The sequence below is a fragment of the Nitrosospira lacus genome, assembly GCF_000355765.4.
GTDB classification, from domain to species: Bacteria; Pseudomonadota; Gammaproteobacteria; order Burkholderiales; family Nitrosomonadaceae; genus Nitrosospira; species Nitrosospira lacus.
Genome location: NZ_CP021106.3, coordinates 314,138 through 329,244, shown reverse-complemented (window position 1 = coordinate 329,244; position 15,107 = coordinate 314,138). Strand labels below are relative to the sequence as shown.

General features: G+C 51.4%; 11 protein-coding genes and 1 tRNA gene. 10 read left to right on the top strand and 2 right to left on the bottom strand.

Annotated elements, in window-relative coordinates:
- The first annotated feature begins 19 nt into the window (after positions 1-19).
- The 3 genes from galE to EBAPG3_RS14865 all read left to right on the top strand — a co-directional run bounded on the left by galE (position 20) and on the right by EBAPG3_RS14865 (position 4,040).
- Positions 20-1,045 carry a UDP-glucose 4-epimerase GalE gene (galE, locus tag EBAPG3_RS01410; protein ID WP_004180924.1) on the top strand — a complete coding sequence of 342 codons (1,026 nt, stop codon included), beginning with the start codon at positions 20-22 and terminating at the stop codon, positions 1,043-1,045.
- Between the two features lie 149 nt (positions 1,046-1,194).
- Positions 1,195-2,643, top strand: a complete 1,449-nt coding sequence (locus EBAPG3_RS01405; protein WP_004180921.1) for a mannose-1-phosphate guanylyltransferase/mannose-6-phosphate isomerase — start codon at positions 1,195-1,197, stop codon at positions 2,641-2,643.
- A gap of 824 nt (positions 2,644-3,467) precedes the next feature.
- Positions 3,468-4,040 carry an FxDxF family PEP-CTERM protein gene (locus EBAPG3_RS14865; protein ID WP_040853168.1) on the top strand — a complete coding sequence of 191 codons (573 nt, stop codon included), beginning with the start codon at positions 3,468-3,470 and terminating at the stop codon, positions 4,038-4,040.
- A 496-nt stretch (positions 4,041-4,536) separates the two neighbouring features.
- Here the strand turns inward: EBAPG3_RS14865 and EBAPG3_RS01395 are convergent.
- Positions 4,537-4,613, bottom strand: a tRNA-Val gene (locus EBAPG3_RS01395).
- 64 nt (positions 4,614-4,677) lie between these two features.
- On the opposite strand from EBAPG3_RS01395, the gene EBAPG3_RS01390 reads away from it, so the two are divergent.
- The 6 genes from EBAPG3_RS01390 (at position 4,678) to EBAPG3_RS01365 (ending at position 10,309) form a co-directional block, all read left to right on the top strand.
- The gene (locus EBAPG3_RS01390) at positions 4,678-5,466 is read left to right on the top strand and encodes a pseudouridine synthase (RefSeq protein WP_004180915.1); all 789 of its coding nucleotides are present in this window, start codon (positions 4,678-4,680) and stop codon (positions 5,464-5,466) included.
- Between the two features lie 191 nt (positions 5,467-5,657).
- Positions 5,658-6,722 carry a dTDP-glucose 4,6-dehydratase gene (gene rfbB / locus EBAPG3_RS01385; protein WP_040853167.1) on the top strand — a complete coding sequence of 355 codons (1,065 nt, stop codon included), beginning with the start codon at positions 5,658-5,660 and terminating at the stop codon, positions 6,720-6,722.
- Positions 6,719-7,621 carry a dTDP-4-dehydrorhamnose reductase gene (gene rfbD / locus EBAPG3_RS01380; RefSeq protein ID WP_040853164.1) on the top strand — a complete coding sequence of 301 codons (903 nt, stop codon included), beginning with the start codon at positions 6,719-6,721 and terminating at the stop codon, positions 7,619-7,621. Before rfbB ends, rfbD begins: the two co-directional genes overlap by 4 nt.
- Positions 7,618-8,505: a glucose-1-phosphate thymidylyltransferase RfbA gene (gene rfbA / locus EBAPG3_RS01375; RefSeq protein ID WP_004180911.1), complete on the top strand. Its 888-nt coding sequence runs from the start codon at positions 7,618-7,620 to the stop codon at positions 8,503-8,505. Before rfbD ends, rfbA begins: the two co-directional genes overlap by 4 nt.
- Positions 8,502-9,053 carry a dTDP-4-dehydrorhamnose 3,5-epimerase gene (gene rfbC / locus EBAPG3_RS01370; RefSeq protein WP_004180909.1) on the top strand — a complete coding sequence of 184 codons (552 nt, stop codon included), beginning with the start codon at positions 8,502-8,504 and terminating at the stop codon, positions 9,051-9,053. Before rfbA ends, rfbC begins: the two co-directional genes overlap by 4 nt.
- 149 nt (positions 9,054-9,202) lie before the next feature.
- Positions 9,203-10,309: a fatty acid desaturase family protein gene (locus EBAPG3_RS01365; RefSeq protein WP_004180907.1), complete on the top strand. Its 1,107-nt coding sequence runs from the start codon at positions 9,203-9,205 to the stop codon at positions 10,307-10,309.
- A 161-nt stretch (positions 10,310-10,470) separates the two neighbouring features.
- On the opposite strand, the gene prsT is transcribed toward EBAPG3_RS01365, so the two are convergent.
- Entirely contained in the window at positions 10,471-13,260 is a 2,790-nt protein-coding gene (gene prsT / locus EBAPG3_RS01360; protein WP_040853163.1) for an XrtA/PEP-CTERM system TPR-repeat protein PrsT, read from the bottom strand.
- A 441-nt stretch (positions 13,261-13,701) separates the two neighbouring features.
- On the opposite strand from prsT, the gene EBAPG3_RS01355 reads away from it, so the two are divergent.
- The gene (locus tag EBAPG3_RS01355) at positions 13,702-14,982 is read left to right on the top strand and encodes a nucleotide sugar dehydrogenase (protein WP_004180905.1); all 1,281 of its coding nucleotides are present in this window, start codon (positions 13,702-13,704) and stop codon (positions 14,980-14,982) included.
- The last annotated feature ends 125 nt before the right edge of the window (positions 14,983-15,107 follow it).

The window sequence follows — 15,107 nt, the reverse complement described above, 5'->3', positions numbered from 1 at the left end:
ATTTTTAATTGGGATTTCCATGATATTTGTTACTGGCGGAGCGGGGTATATCGGTTCGCATACCTGCGTGGAATTATTGAACGCAGGCTTTGATATCACGGTGTTTGACAATTTCTGCAATAGCCGTCCCGAGGCATTGGCGCGAGTGGAGCGTATTGCCGGCAAAAAATTGCATCTGGTGCAAGGTGACTGCCGGGATCGAGCCGCACTGAGTTCGGCCTTGCGTGAAAGCGGGGCAAATGCGGTCATTCACTTTGCCGGTCTCAAGGCGGTGGGCGAGTCGGTTAAACAACCGCTGGCATACTATGACAATAATGTCGTTGGTACTCTTCGTCTGCTGGAGGCGATGGACGAGTGTGGTGTGCGAACGCTGGTATTCAGTTCATCCGCTACGGTTTATGGCGATCCGCAATGGCTGCCGCTAACCGAAGACCACCCGCTCTCTGCCACCAACCCCTATGGGCGTAGCAAACTGATGGTCGAGGAAATTTTGCGTGATCTGCACCGCAGTGCTTGTTCCTGGCGATGCGGTATCCTGCGTTATTTCAATCCGGTGGGTGCTCATGCCAGCGGGCTGATCGGGGAAGACCCGCAGGGTACTCCTGATAATTTAATGCCTTTCGTCGCCCAAGTGGCGGTGGGTCGCAGAGAATTCCTCAATGTATGGGGTAATGACTACCCAACGCCGGATGGTACCGGGGTACGGGACTATATCCACGTCGTGGATCTGGCATTAGGCCATATCAGGGCCCTGGAAGCTCTGGGCGTTCTGGAGAGACAAGGAAAAGGCGGATGTATGACCATAAATCTTGGCACGGGCACAGGATATAGCGTGTTGGACATGGTGCGCGCTTTTGAACAGGCAAGTGGACAAACAGTACCTTACAGGATTGCTGCCCGGCGTCCCGGCGATGTCGCCTCCTGTTATGCCAATCCGGCGCTTGCACTGGATTTATTGGGTTGGCGGGCGAAGCTTGGACTGGACGCGATGTGTGCGGACGCCTGGCGCTGGCAGAAGGCTAATCCTGAAGGATATGGAAATTGAATCAAAGGGCAGGCCAAAGAGTGCAGCGAGAGTTCTTGTACTCGGCACGGGGATCAAATCTCTTGAAAACTTGGTTGAATGGAAGAGATCTCCGATTAGGCAAAGAAGGATTTAGCCGATAACATGTATTATCCTAATTGGGAATTTTCATGTCATTATTGATTCCGGTTGTGCTTTCTGGGGGTTCAGGCACACGTTTGTGGCCACTCTCACGTGAAAAGTATCCAAAGCAGCTTTTGCCGCTGATCGGGGAAGACTCCTTATTGCAGGCTACCGTGCGTCGCATGGAAGGATTGGCGGATATAGAGCTTGGGGCGCCATTGGTGGTTTGCAATGAAGAATATCGCTTCGTGATTGCCGAGCAGCTGCGGCTGATAGGCATGAAGGGCACGCTCCTGCTTGAGCCTGCCGGACGCAACACCGCACCTGCCCTGACTCTGGCCGCCCTGGCGACGATGCGTGAGGGAGGGGATCCAATTTTACTGGTCATGCCTGCGGATCACGTCATCGCGGATACAAAATGTTTTCAGGCGGCGGTGCGCAAAGGCATGACTCTTGCGGCTGAAGGCGCAGTGGTCACCTTTGGCATCAAGCCGGATTCGCCTGAAACGGGTTATGGCTATATTCAGTCCGGGGACCCGATCGACCCGGATGGAACCTGCCGCATCGCACGCTTTGTGGAAAAGCCCGACCTTGCTACGGCAGAGGCTTATCTTGATGCCGGTTCTTACTTCTGGAACAGTGGCTTATTTATGTTGCGAGCCTCGGTATGGCTCTCGGCCATCGGCTTCTGCCGGCCGGATATTCTGGCGGCATGCCGCGCGGCCTGGGATAAAGGTTCAATTGATGGCGACTTTTTGCGCGTAAACAGGGAAGCGTTTATGCAGTGTCCAAGCGATTCTATCGACTATGCGGTCATGGAGCGCATCGCTGCCGGTGAGGGCTCGCTGCCAATCGGCGCGGTCATTCCGCTCTCGGCCGGCTGGTCCGATGTTGGCGCTTGGGATTCCTTGTGGGAAGTACTGCCAAAAGACCAGCGGGGCAATGTATCGCAAGGCGACGTGATGTTGCATGACTGTAATAATATGCTGGTCATGTCGGAAGACCGGCTGGTGGCATGCGTGGGGGTGGACGACATGGTGGTGGTCGAAACGCCGGACGCCATCCTTGTTGCTCATATGAGCAGGACGCAGGATGTGAAGAAGATTGTCGATAGCCTTAAACGCGAGGGGCGGCCCGAGGGACAACTGCACCGCAAGGTTTTTCGTCCATGGGGGTGGTACGATGGCGTAGATGCCGGCGAGCGCTTCCAGGTAAAGCGAATTGTGGTTAAGCCGGGGGCTGCCCTATCGCTGCAAATGCATCATCACCGCGCGGAACATTGGATCGTCGTGCGCGGCACGGCACAGGTGACACGCGGAGACGCAAGCTACCTGGTGTCCGAAAATGAGTCCACCTTCATTCCGCTGGGTACCCGCCATCGATTGGAAAACCCGGGCTGCTTGCCGCTGGAGATGATCGAAGTGCAATCGGGTTCGTACCTGGGTGAGGATGATATCGTGCGCTTTGAAGATGTTTATGGGCGGAAAGAAGGATGACAGATAACCTCGTCTGGCAAGCGAATCCCTTTGTTCATGCTATCCGTCATGGGGCGGCGGGCAAGATTCATTGTGGTACCGGGCTATCATTTTATGCGATCCCAATCGCAACTAGAACGCCATAGAAGTGCCTGCTGAGATATTGGGGGGTGCTTTCCCGGCGAGCACTCCTAAGGGCGCAGGTATTCAGCCGGTATGCCAGGCCCGCAAATTGCACCTTGTCCTGTGCCAGAAACTGCAAACCCGGTCCTTCCACTGGATATCATAGGGTATTTGCAGTAAGGCTCCAAAAATCATAAGCAACACTGTCCGGTGTTCAAGTCGGCAGCCACACCCCCAGGGACTGTTGTTCTATTTTTTCTCCAATCGCTGACGCCGCTCCCGCACGCCGCGACTCCTCTACTCCAAGCTTCGGAATGTTCCACCGCTGACCCGATCTTCCTTTCCCTTGTCAATCGATTCAGGTTGTGCATGCTTTAAGCATGAAAGCGACTTGCCGGATAGCAATCTTCTAAAGATTGGCATGAATATTGCTTTATTTTCTTCATCAAATGATGCCCGCACTGGAGATCAATTTCTGCGTGTACCGCACGTTTTTTGTCTTCGCTAGCCCGATCGGTCTATTGGATAACTTCATTGCTTAGTGTAGCCTGTCAACCATCGAGCTTCGTCATTCCAGTTTTTCCGGAACTCGATATTTCTAATATGAAAATATCTAAAAATTATTCCTCATTTTAGTTGCAATGGAATTACTGCACAAATGAGCCATATGGATGAGTTTAGTATCAAAAAATATTTGGAAAAAACTAATAGGAGTAGGCAATATGATTAATTCTTCTTTGAAGCGAGCGGTTGCGGTGGCAATACTGGCTGGCGCCAGCGTCGGGGCTAACGCTACGACAACGGATCTTGGTACGGTATCTTTCGGCGCTCCGACAACCTTTACGGGGAGCATATTAGGAGGTGTACAAAGCTTCAGCGATATTTTCACCTTTAGTCTTTCAGAACCCAATGCGAGCTCGGGTTACAGCGTGGTTAATTTTCCGCTGAATATTCCGGAATTAGGATCCTTCGGGACAGTGCTTGCTACGCTATCGTTGGTTTCGTACGGAACAGACGGACTCCGAGGGACTACCGATGATCAAGTCTTGAAGTCGACTGTGCTGCCCTCAGCCGGCAATACCAGTGATCATCTCAGTTTGTCATGGGATCAGCCCCTTACTGGCCCAGCGTACCTCAATATCACCGGGGTAACGAGTGGTTCACTAGGCGGCTTGTATAGTGGCTCAATCAGTGTGACACCGGTTCCCGAGCCCGAAGCTTATGCCATGTTGCTGGCCGGCTTGGGCTTGATGGGTGCAGTCGTGCGGCGGCGGAGTATGCGTAAGACTTCCTAGTTGGATCCACAGGGGTTCTGCCCTGCTCAGGATTCATCCTCGCGGCCCCTTCCGGGGCCGTTTCTTATTGCCTCTAAGCCCCGGGCAGTTGGCCGCTCATTTTTTGAGCTTGGCGCTATGATTCCAGATCTCTTGCGGGGTTTAATCTCTGCTTTTCTGATAAATTCGATGCAGGCTAATTGCTCGGTTTCGAGCAAGGGATTCCGCAAAGCAGGGGTCGGACAGCGGTATTGGACACCTAGGACCCCGAATCTCCGGATATGCTACAGCTCTTTTATCTGCTTACATTTCGTAACTCAGAGTTGCTTTCACGCTCATACTGCGGGGTTTGTCGTCGTAAGCGCAATCAAAGAGTAGCTGCGCTGGTCTTTGGCAGAACTAGGCACTTCCGGCCGTCGAGCCGGACAGCAAGTTTGCAAGGAGGAGAAAATCTGCTGAGAGAGAACTCCCAGAGGTGGATTTCGTGGTTAATGAGAAATTTACTTGCCAGATTCCCTGGTAGGCGCGATTGGACTCGAACCAACGACCCCCACCATGTCAAGGTGGTGCTCTAACCAGCTGAGCTACGCGCCTGGGAGGAGTAGATTTTATCTGAAACGAGACAACGGTTCAAACTATAATGTCAAGTTCTGGCAATATGCGCATTGACGCAATCAAATTTTTCATACGAGACGTAACTTTGCTAAACGAATTTACGGGAAAAGTCAGACTGTCCAAACTCATGTCACAGCAAGGGTTATGCTCGCGCCGAGAGGCGGATGGCTATATCCAGCGCGGGTGGGTGTTTGTGGATGGCGAGTGCATAACTGAACTGGGCACGAAGATTTATCCCGAACAGAAAATAAAGCTTCACAACGCGGCGCAAGCCCAGCAGCAGGGTCAAGTTTCAATATTGCTGAATAAGCCTATTGGTTATGTCTCGGGACAGCCGGAGCCGGGGTATCAGCCGGCGCTCGGCTTGATACGCCGGGAATCCCGTTTTCGTGGAGATCAAGCGGCGCAAAATTTCAGCCCAATGCATTTGAAAGGACTGGCCCCGGCGGGCCGGTTGGATATTGATTCCTCGGGATTGCTGGTATTCACGCAGGATGGCCGCATTGCCAGGCAGTTGATCGGTGTGGAGTCGAGCGTTGACAAAGAGTACTTGGTACGCGTGCAGGGGATGCTCTCAAAGCATGCACTAGGCTTGTTAAACCATGGTCTGAGCCTTGATGGTGAAGAGTTAAAACACGCCGAGGTAAGCTGGCAGAATCAGGATCAACTACGATTTATTTTACGCCAAGGCAAGAAACGTCAGATCCGTCGAATGTGCGAACTGGTCGGGCTGAAAGTAACCGGGTTGAAGCGCATTCGCATTGGCAAAGTAAAACTGGCCGACCTTCCAGCTGGGGAGTGGCGCTATTTGAGACATGGCGAAGCGTTTTAACTTAAGTGACGGGAAGTTAACAGAATGTTGGAACCCCGTTTAGCATACAGATCGTATAGTGTGACTCCTCAAAAGGAGTTGAAGCAATCGAGCTGTTATCTCTGTGCAAGGATACTTATGCACTCATCTTATACTGGCAGCGGCAGGGGTACGGTAGAATCATCAATGCGGCACAGATTGCAAGGGAATAAATGATACTGGTTACAGGAGGTGCCGGATTCATCGGTGCGAATTTTGTATTGGATTGGCTGGCACAATCCGACGAAGCGATTGTCAACCTCGACATACTTACCTATGCGGGTAATCTGGAGAATCTTGCCGCGCTGGCGGCGGATGAGCGGCATATCTTCGTACAGGGCGACATCGGTGATTCCGCTCTGATTACCGATCTGTTGACGCGTCATCGACCCCGCGCCATCATCAATTTCGCTGCGGAAAGCCACGTGGACCGCTCCATCCATGGCCCGGAGGCTTTTATCCAGACCAATATCGTGGGTACCTTCCGGCTGCTGGAAGCTGGCCGGGCCTACTGGAACGGACTGGACGGTAAAGCAAAGCAGGATTTTCGTTTTCTCCATGTTTCGACTGACGAAGTTTACGGCTCCCTGGCCACGGGCGAGCCAGCCTTTAATGAAGCCCATCGCTATGAGCCTAATAGTCCCTATTCGGCAAGCAAAGCTGCCAGTGATCATCTGGTTCGCGCCTACCATCATACCTACGGTTTGCCCACGCTGACCAGTAACTGTTCCAACAATTATGGGCCGTATCAATTTCCGGAGAAACTCGTCCCATTGATAATCGTCAATGCTCTCGCGGGCAAACCATTGCCTGTGTATGGCGACGGCCTGCAGGTCCGCGACTGGCTTTATGTCAAAGACCATTGCGGTGCCATCCGCAGGGCGCTGGAAGCAGGCACTCCCGGAGAAACATACAATATAGGTGGCTGGAACGAGAAACCTAATATTGAAATCGTACACACCATATGCGCATTACTGGATACGCTAAGACCGCTCACTATCGGACCCTACCGCAGCCTGATCGCCTTCGTCACCGATCGTCCTGGTCATGATCGCCGCTATGCAATCGACGCGAGCAAAGTTGAGCGTGAGTTGGGCTGGAAACCTGATGAGACTTTTGAAACTGGCATTCGCAAGACCGTGCAGTGGTATCTCGACAATCCGGCCTGGGTCGGAAATGTACAATCCGGGGCCTATCGCACCTGGGTTGAGAAGCATTACCAGGGACGCACCCGATGAAAATCCTGCTGTTTGGCAAAGATGGCCAGGTTGGCTGGGAGCTACAACGAAGTCTTGCCCCGCTGGGCGAATTGGTGGCCCTGGATTTCGACAGCAAAGAACTATGCGGCGATTTCACCCGTCTTGATGGTATCGCCGAAACCGTTCGAGCAATTGCTCCAGACGTGGTCGTGAATGCCGCTGCACATACCGCGGTAGACAAGGCTGAAAGTGAGGCGGAGCGCGTCCGCGTCATCAATGCCCTCGCTCCCGCCGCGCTTGCCCGTGAATGCCGAAAGCTCGGCGCATGGCTGGTCCATTACTCTACCGATTACGTGTTTGATGGTAGTGGGAGCAAACCCTGGGTAGAGACCGATACTGCCTTCCCCTTAAATGTATACGGTTCTACCAAGCTGGAAGGCGAGGTGGCCATACTTGCCTCTGGCTGCAATCATTTGATCTTTCGTACCAGTTGGGTTTTTGCTGCACGTGGCGGCAACTTCGCAAAAACCATGTTGCGCCTTGCCAGGGAACGCGAGCGCCTCACCGTTATCGATGATCAGATCGGGGCGCCCACGGGTGGCGACTTGCTCGCGGATGTCACCGCTCACGCTATCCGCAAGGCGCTGCGGCAGCAAAGCGTATCCGGTCTCTATCATCTGGTTGCGGCGGGAGAGACCTCGTGGTACGGTTATGCCCGTTTCGTATTGAACTTGGCTCATCAAATGGGAGTCAGACTCAGGGTCGCCCCAGAAAGTATTCAACCCATACCTGCCAGTGCATTTCCCTCGCCCGCTCCGAGACCCGCAAACTCGCGCCTGGATACCAGAAAACTACGGAATACGTTCGATTTGAGTTTGCCATTATGGCAAACTGGCGTGGCACGCATGCTTACCGAAATTCTCGAGACGCAATCATGACCCAGCGTAAAGGCATTATCCTCGCCGGTGGTTCCGGCACGCGGCTGTACCCCGTGACGAAGGCGGTTTCCAAGCAACTGCTGCCCATTTATGATAAACCGATGATCTATTATCCTCTGAGCACGCTCATGTTGGCGGGTATTTGCGATATTCTGATCATCTCCACACCTCAAGACACGCCACGTTTTGAACAACTCCTAGGTGATGGAAGTGACTGGGGTCTGAACTTGCAATATGCCGTGCAACCGAGTCCGGACGGATTGGCTCATGCATTCACCATCGGCCGAAATTTTGTAGGAAATAGTCCCAGCGCTCTGGTACTGGGCGATAACATTTTCTATGGTCATGATTTGCAGGTGCAACTCCGGCGTGCCATCTCAAGGCCGGAAGGCGCAACCATATTTGCCTACCACGTACAAGATCCCGAGCGTTATGGTGTAGTCGCTTTTGATGTTCATAATCGAGTCACTTCACTGGAAGAGAAACCTTCTCAACCCAAAAGCAACTATGCCGTTACCGGACTGTATTTTTATGATAATCAGGTCACTGACATTGTCGCTAATCTCAAGCCTTCCGCCCGAGGCGAACTGGAAATAACCGATGTTAACCGCATCTACCTGGAACGCGGCCAACTCAGCGTTGAAATTATGGGCAGGGGTTATGCGTGGCTGGATACGGGTACCCACGAGAGTTTGATAGAGGCCAGCAACTTCATTGAAACCATTGAGCACCGGCAAGGTCTCAAGGTAGCCTGCCCCGAGGAGATTGCCTACCGCCAGGGTTTCATCAGCGCCGCACAGCTCGAGAAACTTGCGCAGCCGCTGGCCAAGAATTGCTATGGCCAATATTTATTGCGCCTACTGAAGGAACGGGTAGCTGTATGAGAGCAGTTTCCACCTCCATCCCTGACGTCCTGATTATTGAACCGAAAGTCTTCGGGGATAGCCGGGGATTTTTCTTTGAGAGCTTCAATCTAAAGGTTTTCAGTCAAGCTACCGGGCTTGATGTAAATTTTGTCCAAGACAATCACAGTCGTTCGGTCAAAGGCGTGCTGCGGGGTCTGCACTACCAGATCCGGCAACCACAGGGCAAGCTGGTGCGCGTAGTGCGTGGTGCGGTATTTGATGTCTCGGTAGATATCCGCAAGTCTTCTCCGAACTTTGGCCAGTGGGTCGGAGTGGAACTGACTGAAGATAACTACCGTCAGGTATGGGTGCCGCCGGGGTTTGCACATGGTTTTTACGTGCTCAGTGATAGCGCCGATTTTCTGTACAAAACCACAGACTACTATGTTCCTGATTTTGAGCGCAGTCTTGCGTGGAACGATCCCAAGGTTGCCATCGCCTGGCCAATTGATAATGACGAACAACCGATCATTTCAATCAAGGACGAGCTGGGAGCGAGTCTCGCAGATGCCGAGCTATTTGCATGAAGCCACGCCTGTTATTTGCCAGATGGTCGTGATGAACGAAGCGAAGACGGATGCGAACGAGTTGTTATGAACCGGCGGCTGTATCAGATAAGGCCTGCAAACAAGGTTAATGCAATCTACAGTGAACGATCCGAAATGAGGGTCTGGAAATGATGGAAACAACAACTGGCCGGGAATTCCCGTTGCGGGAGGCACACGAGCTTGTCCGCGATCTGATGACGCCCAATCCCTGGATTTACTGGGGAGATTTTCTCTTTCATATTTCGCTGGGTTGGGTTTCCTTTATAGCCGCTCTGTCGATGCCGCAGTTCTCCGCCTGGCAGATAGTAACCGCGATTGTTGCGACATTTGCTTTTTATCGTGCGGCCATTTTCGTTCACGAATTGGCTCATTTGAAAAAGGGCACATTCGGACTGTTTCGTCTGGTATGGAATATCATTTGCGGTATACCATTGCTGGTTCCCTCTTTTACCTATGACGGCGTGCATAACGATCATCACAAGCGCGATGTCTACGGAACCAGCAAGGATGGAGAATATATTCCCTTCGCTACCCAGAAACCGGTGGCTATGGTCGGCTATGTCATGTTGTCGTTCATTCTGCCTCTCTTCTTCATTATCCGTTTCCTTCTTCTTACGCCCCTATCTTATCTGATTCCACCTCTGCGTAAATTTATTTGGGAGCGAGCTTCCTCGCTTACCATCGATATGAGCTATAAACGTGCACAAAATGCCATCCGTAACGATACGCATTGGCGGTTGCAGGAGTTTGCCGCTTTCGTATTTGTAACAACAGCTTTTATTTGCATTGCGTTGGGCGTGCTGACCTATAAGGCTCTGGTTCTCTGGTACGTGATTGCAATGTTCATTTTCTTTGTGAACGCATTACGCACGCTCAGCGCCCATGCCTATCGTAACCCCGGTGATCATCAGATGGAGTTTACCGAGCAATTTCTCGATTCCATCAATGTTCCGGGTAATTTGTTTATTACCGCCCTATGGGCCCCTGTTGGCCTGCGCTATCATGCCACGCATCATCTCTTCATGAGCTTGCCCTATCATAATCTTGGTGAGGCTCAGCGGAGGCTGGTGAGTGGTTTAAGTGATAACACCCTTTATCTGAAGACGATGCGTGCTGGCATGTGGGATGCTCTGCGTCGCATCTGGAACGAGGCTTCGGCGGCAAGCTCAGGACGCGATGCGCCCATATCCGACGCTACCTTGAATGATACGGTGGCCAGACAAAAAAACGCATGATCGACTGATTCTGTCGGACATGAGTGGGAAACGTAAACAATTAGCCGGCCTCTCAAAGAGAGGGGGGACATGCTTCGAAGTGCATTCCAACTTACCCCATGCCGCAAGGCAACCGAATTATTGGGTTCTGAATTTTCATCCGGCGGTTACCGTGGCTATCCCTATATTTGCTTCAGCAACGTTTTTGCCTCGTTGATCTGGGGGAAATCCTTTCCCGTAGCCAGCAATTGTTCAAGTTCTTTTCGGGCTTTAGCCTTGTCACCCGCTTTAACCAGTCCAAGCGCAAAGTGGTAGCGGATCTCCCCTATGTCCGGTGCCAGCGAGGCGGCTTTCTGCAGGAGCGGCAAGCCGCGGGTTAAGTTGCCTTGTTCTACCAATATCCATCCTAGGGTGTCCAGTATTTCCGGGCTCTCGGGGGTCAGTTTATATGCTTTTTCAGCATATTCCAGGGCCAGCGGGTCTTTTTCCCGCTGGTAAGCCGTCGCAAGATTGTTCAACGCCGGCACATAGTCTGGATTTTTCTGCAGGACAATTCGATATTGCTCTATGGCGGATTTCGTCTGGCCGTCTGTGAGATACACTCCGGCAAGGTACATGCGAACCGATGCATCATCAGGCCGTTCCTTCAGCCATTGGAGCAAACGGGTGTTTGCTTCCTTGCCCTTTCCCGTCTGGCTGATCAATTCATGCAATTTGATTATTAAGGGTTGACTCTTGTTGAGCGTCAATGCGTGTTCATAAGCTTTTATAGCGAGCACGGAATTTTTTTGTTTCATTTGCAGATCACCTTCCGCTATGTAACCTACAGGTGATTTTTGTTGCTGTTTCTGAATCTGGCGGGAAATTGAAATGGCTCTTTCATAATTTCCCTTTTGTGCCTCAAGTATGACTTGCGCCAATTGTGCATCCAGGTAGTCGGGTTTTAATGTCAACGCTTTTTTCAAAGCATCAGAAGCGGCGGGCAAGTTCTGCATTGACATGTGAATGGAAGCGATACGGAATTGGGCGAGAGCGGATTCCGGCATTACGACAGCAAGTTTGTTGTAACTCTCCAGAGCGCCAGCCTTGTCATCGTTGGCAAACTGGGCTTGTGCCAGAAGCTCCAGCACACCCGGGTCGCGGGTATGTGTGCCCTGCAGTTTTTGGGCAAAGATCAGAGCTTTCTGCTTTTCTCCCAAACGCAGATAATGGACTCCCAGAAGCATGGCGGGCTGGAGCGCATCCGGATTCTCTTTGGCGGCCCGTTCCAGCCATGCTGTAGCCTCCTTGGCTTGCCCCTGATTGAGAGCAAGACCGGAGAGCGCGGTCATAGCCTGAATATTCTTTGGGTCCTTTTGCAGAATGGCCTCAAAGCGCTTTTTGGCGGCATCCGGATTCTTGTCCCGCAGGTCAAGTTGCGCGAGATTCGTCACAGCCGGGAAAAAAACAGGATCAAGGGAAAGCGCCTTTTCAAAACTTGCACGCGCGCTGGGCACGTCTTTCTTACCCAGATAGATGCCACCTTTCAGATTCTGAATGAAGGGGTTGTCCGGATGTTCCTTTTCAAGAGTTTTCGCCGCCGTGAGCGCCTTGTCGAATTCTTTGAGACGAAGATGGGTCATGACCAGCAAAATGCCTGCGTTAGCAGATTTGGGGTCCAGTTTTGTTGCTTTCTCCAGCTCGGCCACGGCACGAGAACCATCGCCCTCTCCCAGTTTGCTCATGCTTAGCGCGGTATGCAGCATTACACTTTCCGGCGCGATATTGCTGGCCTTTTCAAAATACTCCGTTGCCTTGGCAAAATCCTTGGCCTGCATATAGGACTCACCCGCCAAGGCGAACAACTGAGGGTCTTGCTGCACGTTTTTGAGCATAGGACTCAGTATGGCGATCGCACGTTGTGGCTGACGGCTTTTTAGCATAATCGAGGCCATTAATTTGCGGGCATAAAGATTTCCCGGGTCTTTGTCCAGATAATGCTTCAGATGTTGTTCGGCTTGCTGTATTGATCCCAATGCAAGTTGAACTGCTCCCGCGAGTAATACGCTAGGCATATGTTCCGGAGCCTTGCTCAGTATCTGTTGCAAAGATTCCCATGCGACAGCGTTCTTTCCCTGGGTGAAATCAAGCAGCGCCTGGGTATAGAGGACCATCAGGTTACCGGGTGCCACTTTGCGTGCCGCATCGATATCCGCCTTGGCGGCTTCCAATTTTCCGGTATCAATTTCTATGAAGGCTTTATTGATAAACGCGGTGGAGTTATTTGGTTTTAACTTCGCAGCCTGATCGTAAGCGGCAAGAGCGAGATCAGTTTTTCCTTGGGTGCGTAACAGGTCACCTTTGAAAAGCCATGCATCGGCATTATCCGGATTTCCGGCTACCGCCTGCTCCGTAAAACGCATTGCAGTCTCGATATCTTTTTCTGCGAGTGAATATCGAGCCAATCCGATTAATGCATCAGGAAAGCCAGGTTTGTCATGAAGCGCCTGCTCGAATAGATCCTTGGCTTCCTTGGCTTTACCCAATGCCAGGAGCGCGCGTCCCCGCAATGTCGAAATTTCAGGAGAATTCTTGTTCTCGGAAAGTTGTTGCGTTTCATCCAGAACCTTTTGAAATTGACCCAGATTCAGTAATGTTCGCCCTAAGTCCGGCAATACCTTTTCAGGACTCAGCCCCAGGTTCAAGGCCCTGCGGAGCTCCTTCTCCGCTGATTGCAATTCGCCAGTTTTGTTATAAATCGTACCCAGGAGATGACGGGCTTCGGCATCATCCGGATTTTTCTGCAATACGTTCTTAAGCTGGATAATGGCGGCTTTGTCGTCGCCCTTTTGCTGATATTGTCGGGCTTCGGACATCAGCTTCGGAACATCCTCGGTTTTGCTACAGCCGGCAATGCCTGTCCCGATCAGTGCAATCGAGGTGACAAGCGTCAATAAGCTTTTGGTTCCAGTGGCGACGCTTAGGTTACGCATAACTCTTCCCTTTTCCATTAGCGATTGTAATTATATTAAACGCCGCCTCAAAAACCTGCTCCCAGCAAATCCAGCAATAGCACGATGTATTGTGTTATCGGAAGTATAGGGGCCGGTAGTCGAAAATCATGCGTATATACCCGGATCATTCATGGATGAAGTTGATGGGAACGCTTCATCTATTTTAAAGGTGGTAATAATACCCATTTTTTATTTATAACATGTAAATAGCCATTCGCTGCAGATCTATCTGCTTGGTGCTATTGGGAAACACCTGTTCTTGTTATCTTATCACCATCGTTACCCGGTATGATATGCTGATATATAGCTGTTGCAGAATTGGCCTTTAGTACAGGTTACCTTATGCGAGTTCAGGCTGATAATTCTGAGTGACGCGGCAATTATTTATGTTGTATGAACAATAATGGAGTGGAGATAATTATGAGTGTCGTAGCTGTGGTGGGCTTGGGTTACGTAGGATTGCCCTTGGCGGTTGAATTCGGCAAGAAACGGCGGACTATAGGTTACGATCTTTCCGCCAGCAAAGTCGAAAGTTATAAGCGTTGCGTAGACCCCACCGGCGAAGTGCCGTTTGAGGATCTTCGGGCCGCAAGTCAGCTTTCTGTCACCACGGACCCTTCTGAGTTAGCGCAGGCCGACTATATCGTGGTGGCAGTGCCAACACCGGTGGATCTTGCCCATCAGCCGGATTTTGCTGCGCTCGCCGGGGCTAGTCAGACCGTAGCGAAGCATATGAAGCGAGGAGCGATTGTTATATATGAATCCACAGTATATCCGGGTGCCACGGAGGAAATCTGCATTCCGGTGCTGGAGAAACATTCCGGTATGAAATGGAAAAATGATTTTCATGTGGGCTTCTCTCCGGAACGTATCAATCCCGGTGACAAACAGCACAGGCTGACCACTATTTTGAAGGTCGTGTCGGGAGACGACGACGATACACTGGAAAAAATTGCAGTGCTTTATGAAAGCGTGGTGTGCGCCGGCGTGTATCGCGCATCCAGCATCAAGGTTGCAGAGGCCGCGAAAGTAATTGAGAATACGCAGCGCGACCTGAATATAGCATTGATGAATGAGCTGGCTATCATTTTCGATAAGTTGGGAATTGATACCCTTGAAGTTCTCCAGGCTGCGGGTACCAAATGGAATTTTCTCCCCTTTCGTCCCGGTCTGGTAGGCGGGCATTGCATCGGCGTGGACCCTTATTATCTTACCCACAAGGCAGAGATGATCGGTTATATCCCCCAGGTTATTCTGGCGGGGCGCCGTATCAATGACAGCATGGCAAAATTTGTCGCGGAACAAACAATAAAACACATCATAAAGGCTGATATTAACGTCCGGGGTGCACGAGTGAATGTTCTCGGATTATCCTTCAAGGAAAACTGCCCCGACCTGAGGAACTCGAAGGTGGCGGACCTGATTAATGAACTCAAGTCCTACGGCGTGGAGATCCATGTCCATGATCCTGTCGCCGACCCCGGGGAAGCTCGTCATGAGTATGGCCTGGAACTTGAGTCATGGGAAAATCTCCCGTGTGCGGATGCGATAATAGTTGCGGTTTCGCATCGGGAATTTATCGGCAGACCCTTGACAGACTTCCAATCCAAAGTCACCGATAAAGGATGCTTTATTGATGTTAAATCCCAGCTCGACCCAATAGCGCTACGCGCGGCTGGTTTTAACGTCTGGCGGCTTTAAACCTCGATCTGATGGTTGCGGCTCACTTTCTATCTTTTCAGCCCGGCCCATGATCCCCAGAGATTCTTTGCACCATTTGACTTTTATTGTTCTGGTAATCTTGTTACCGGGCAGATTTAAGCCGA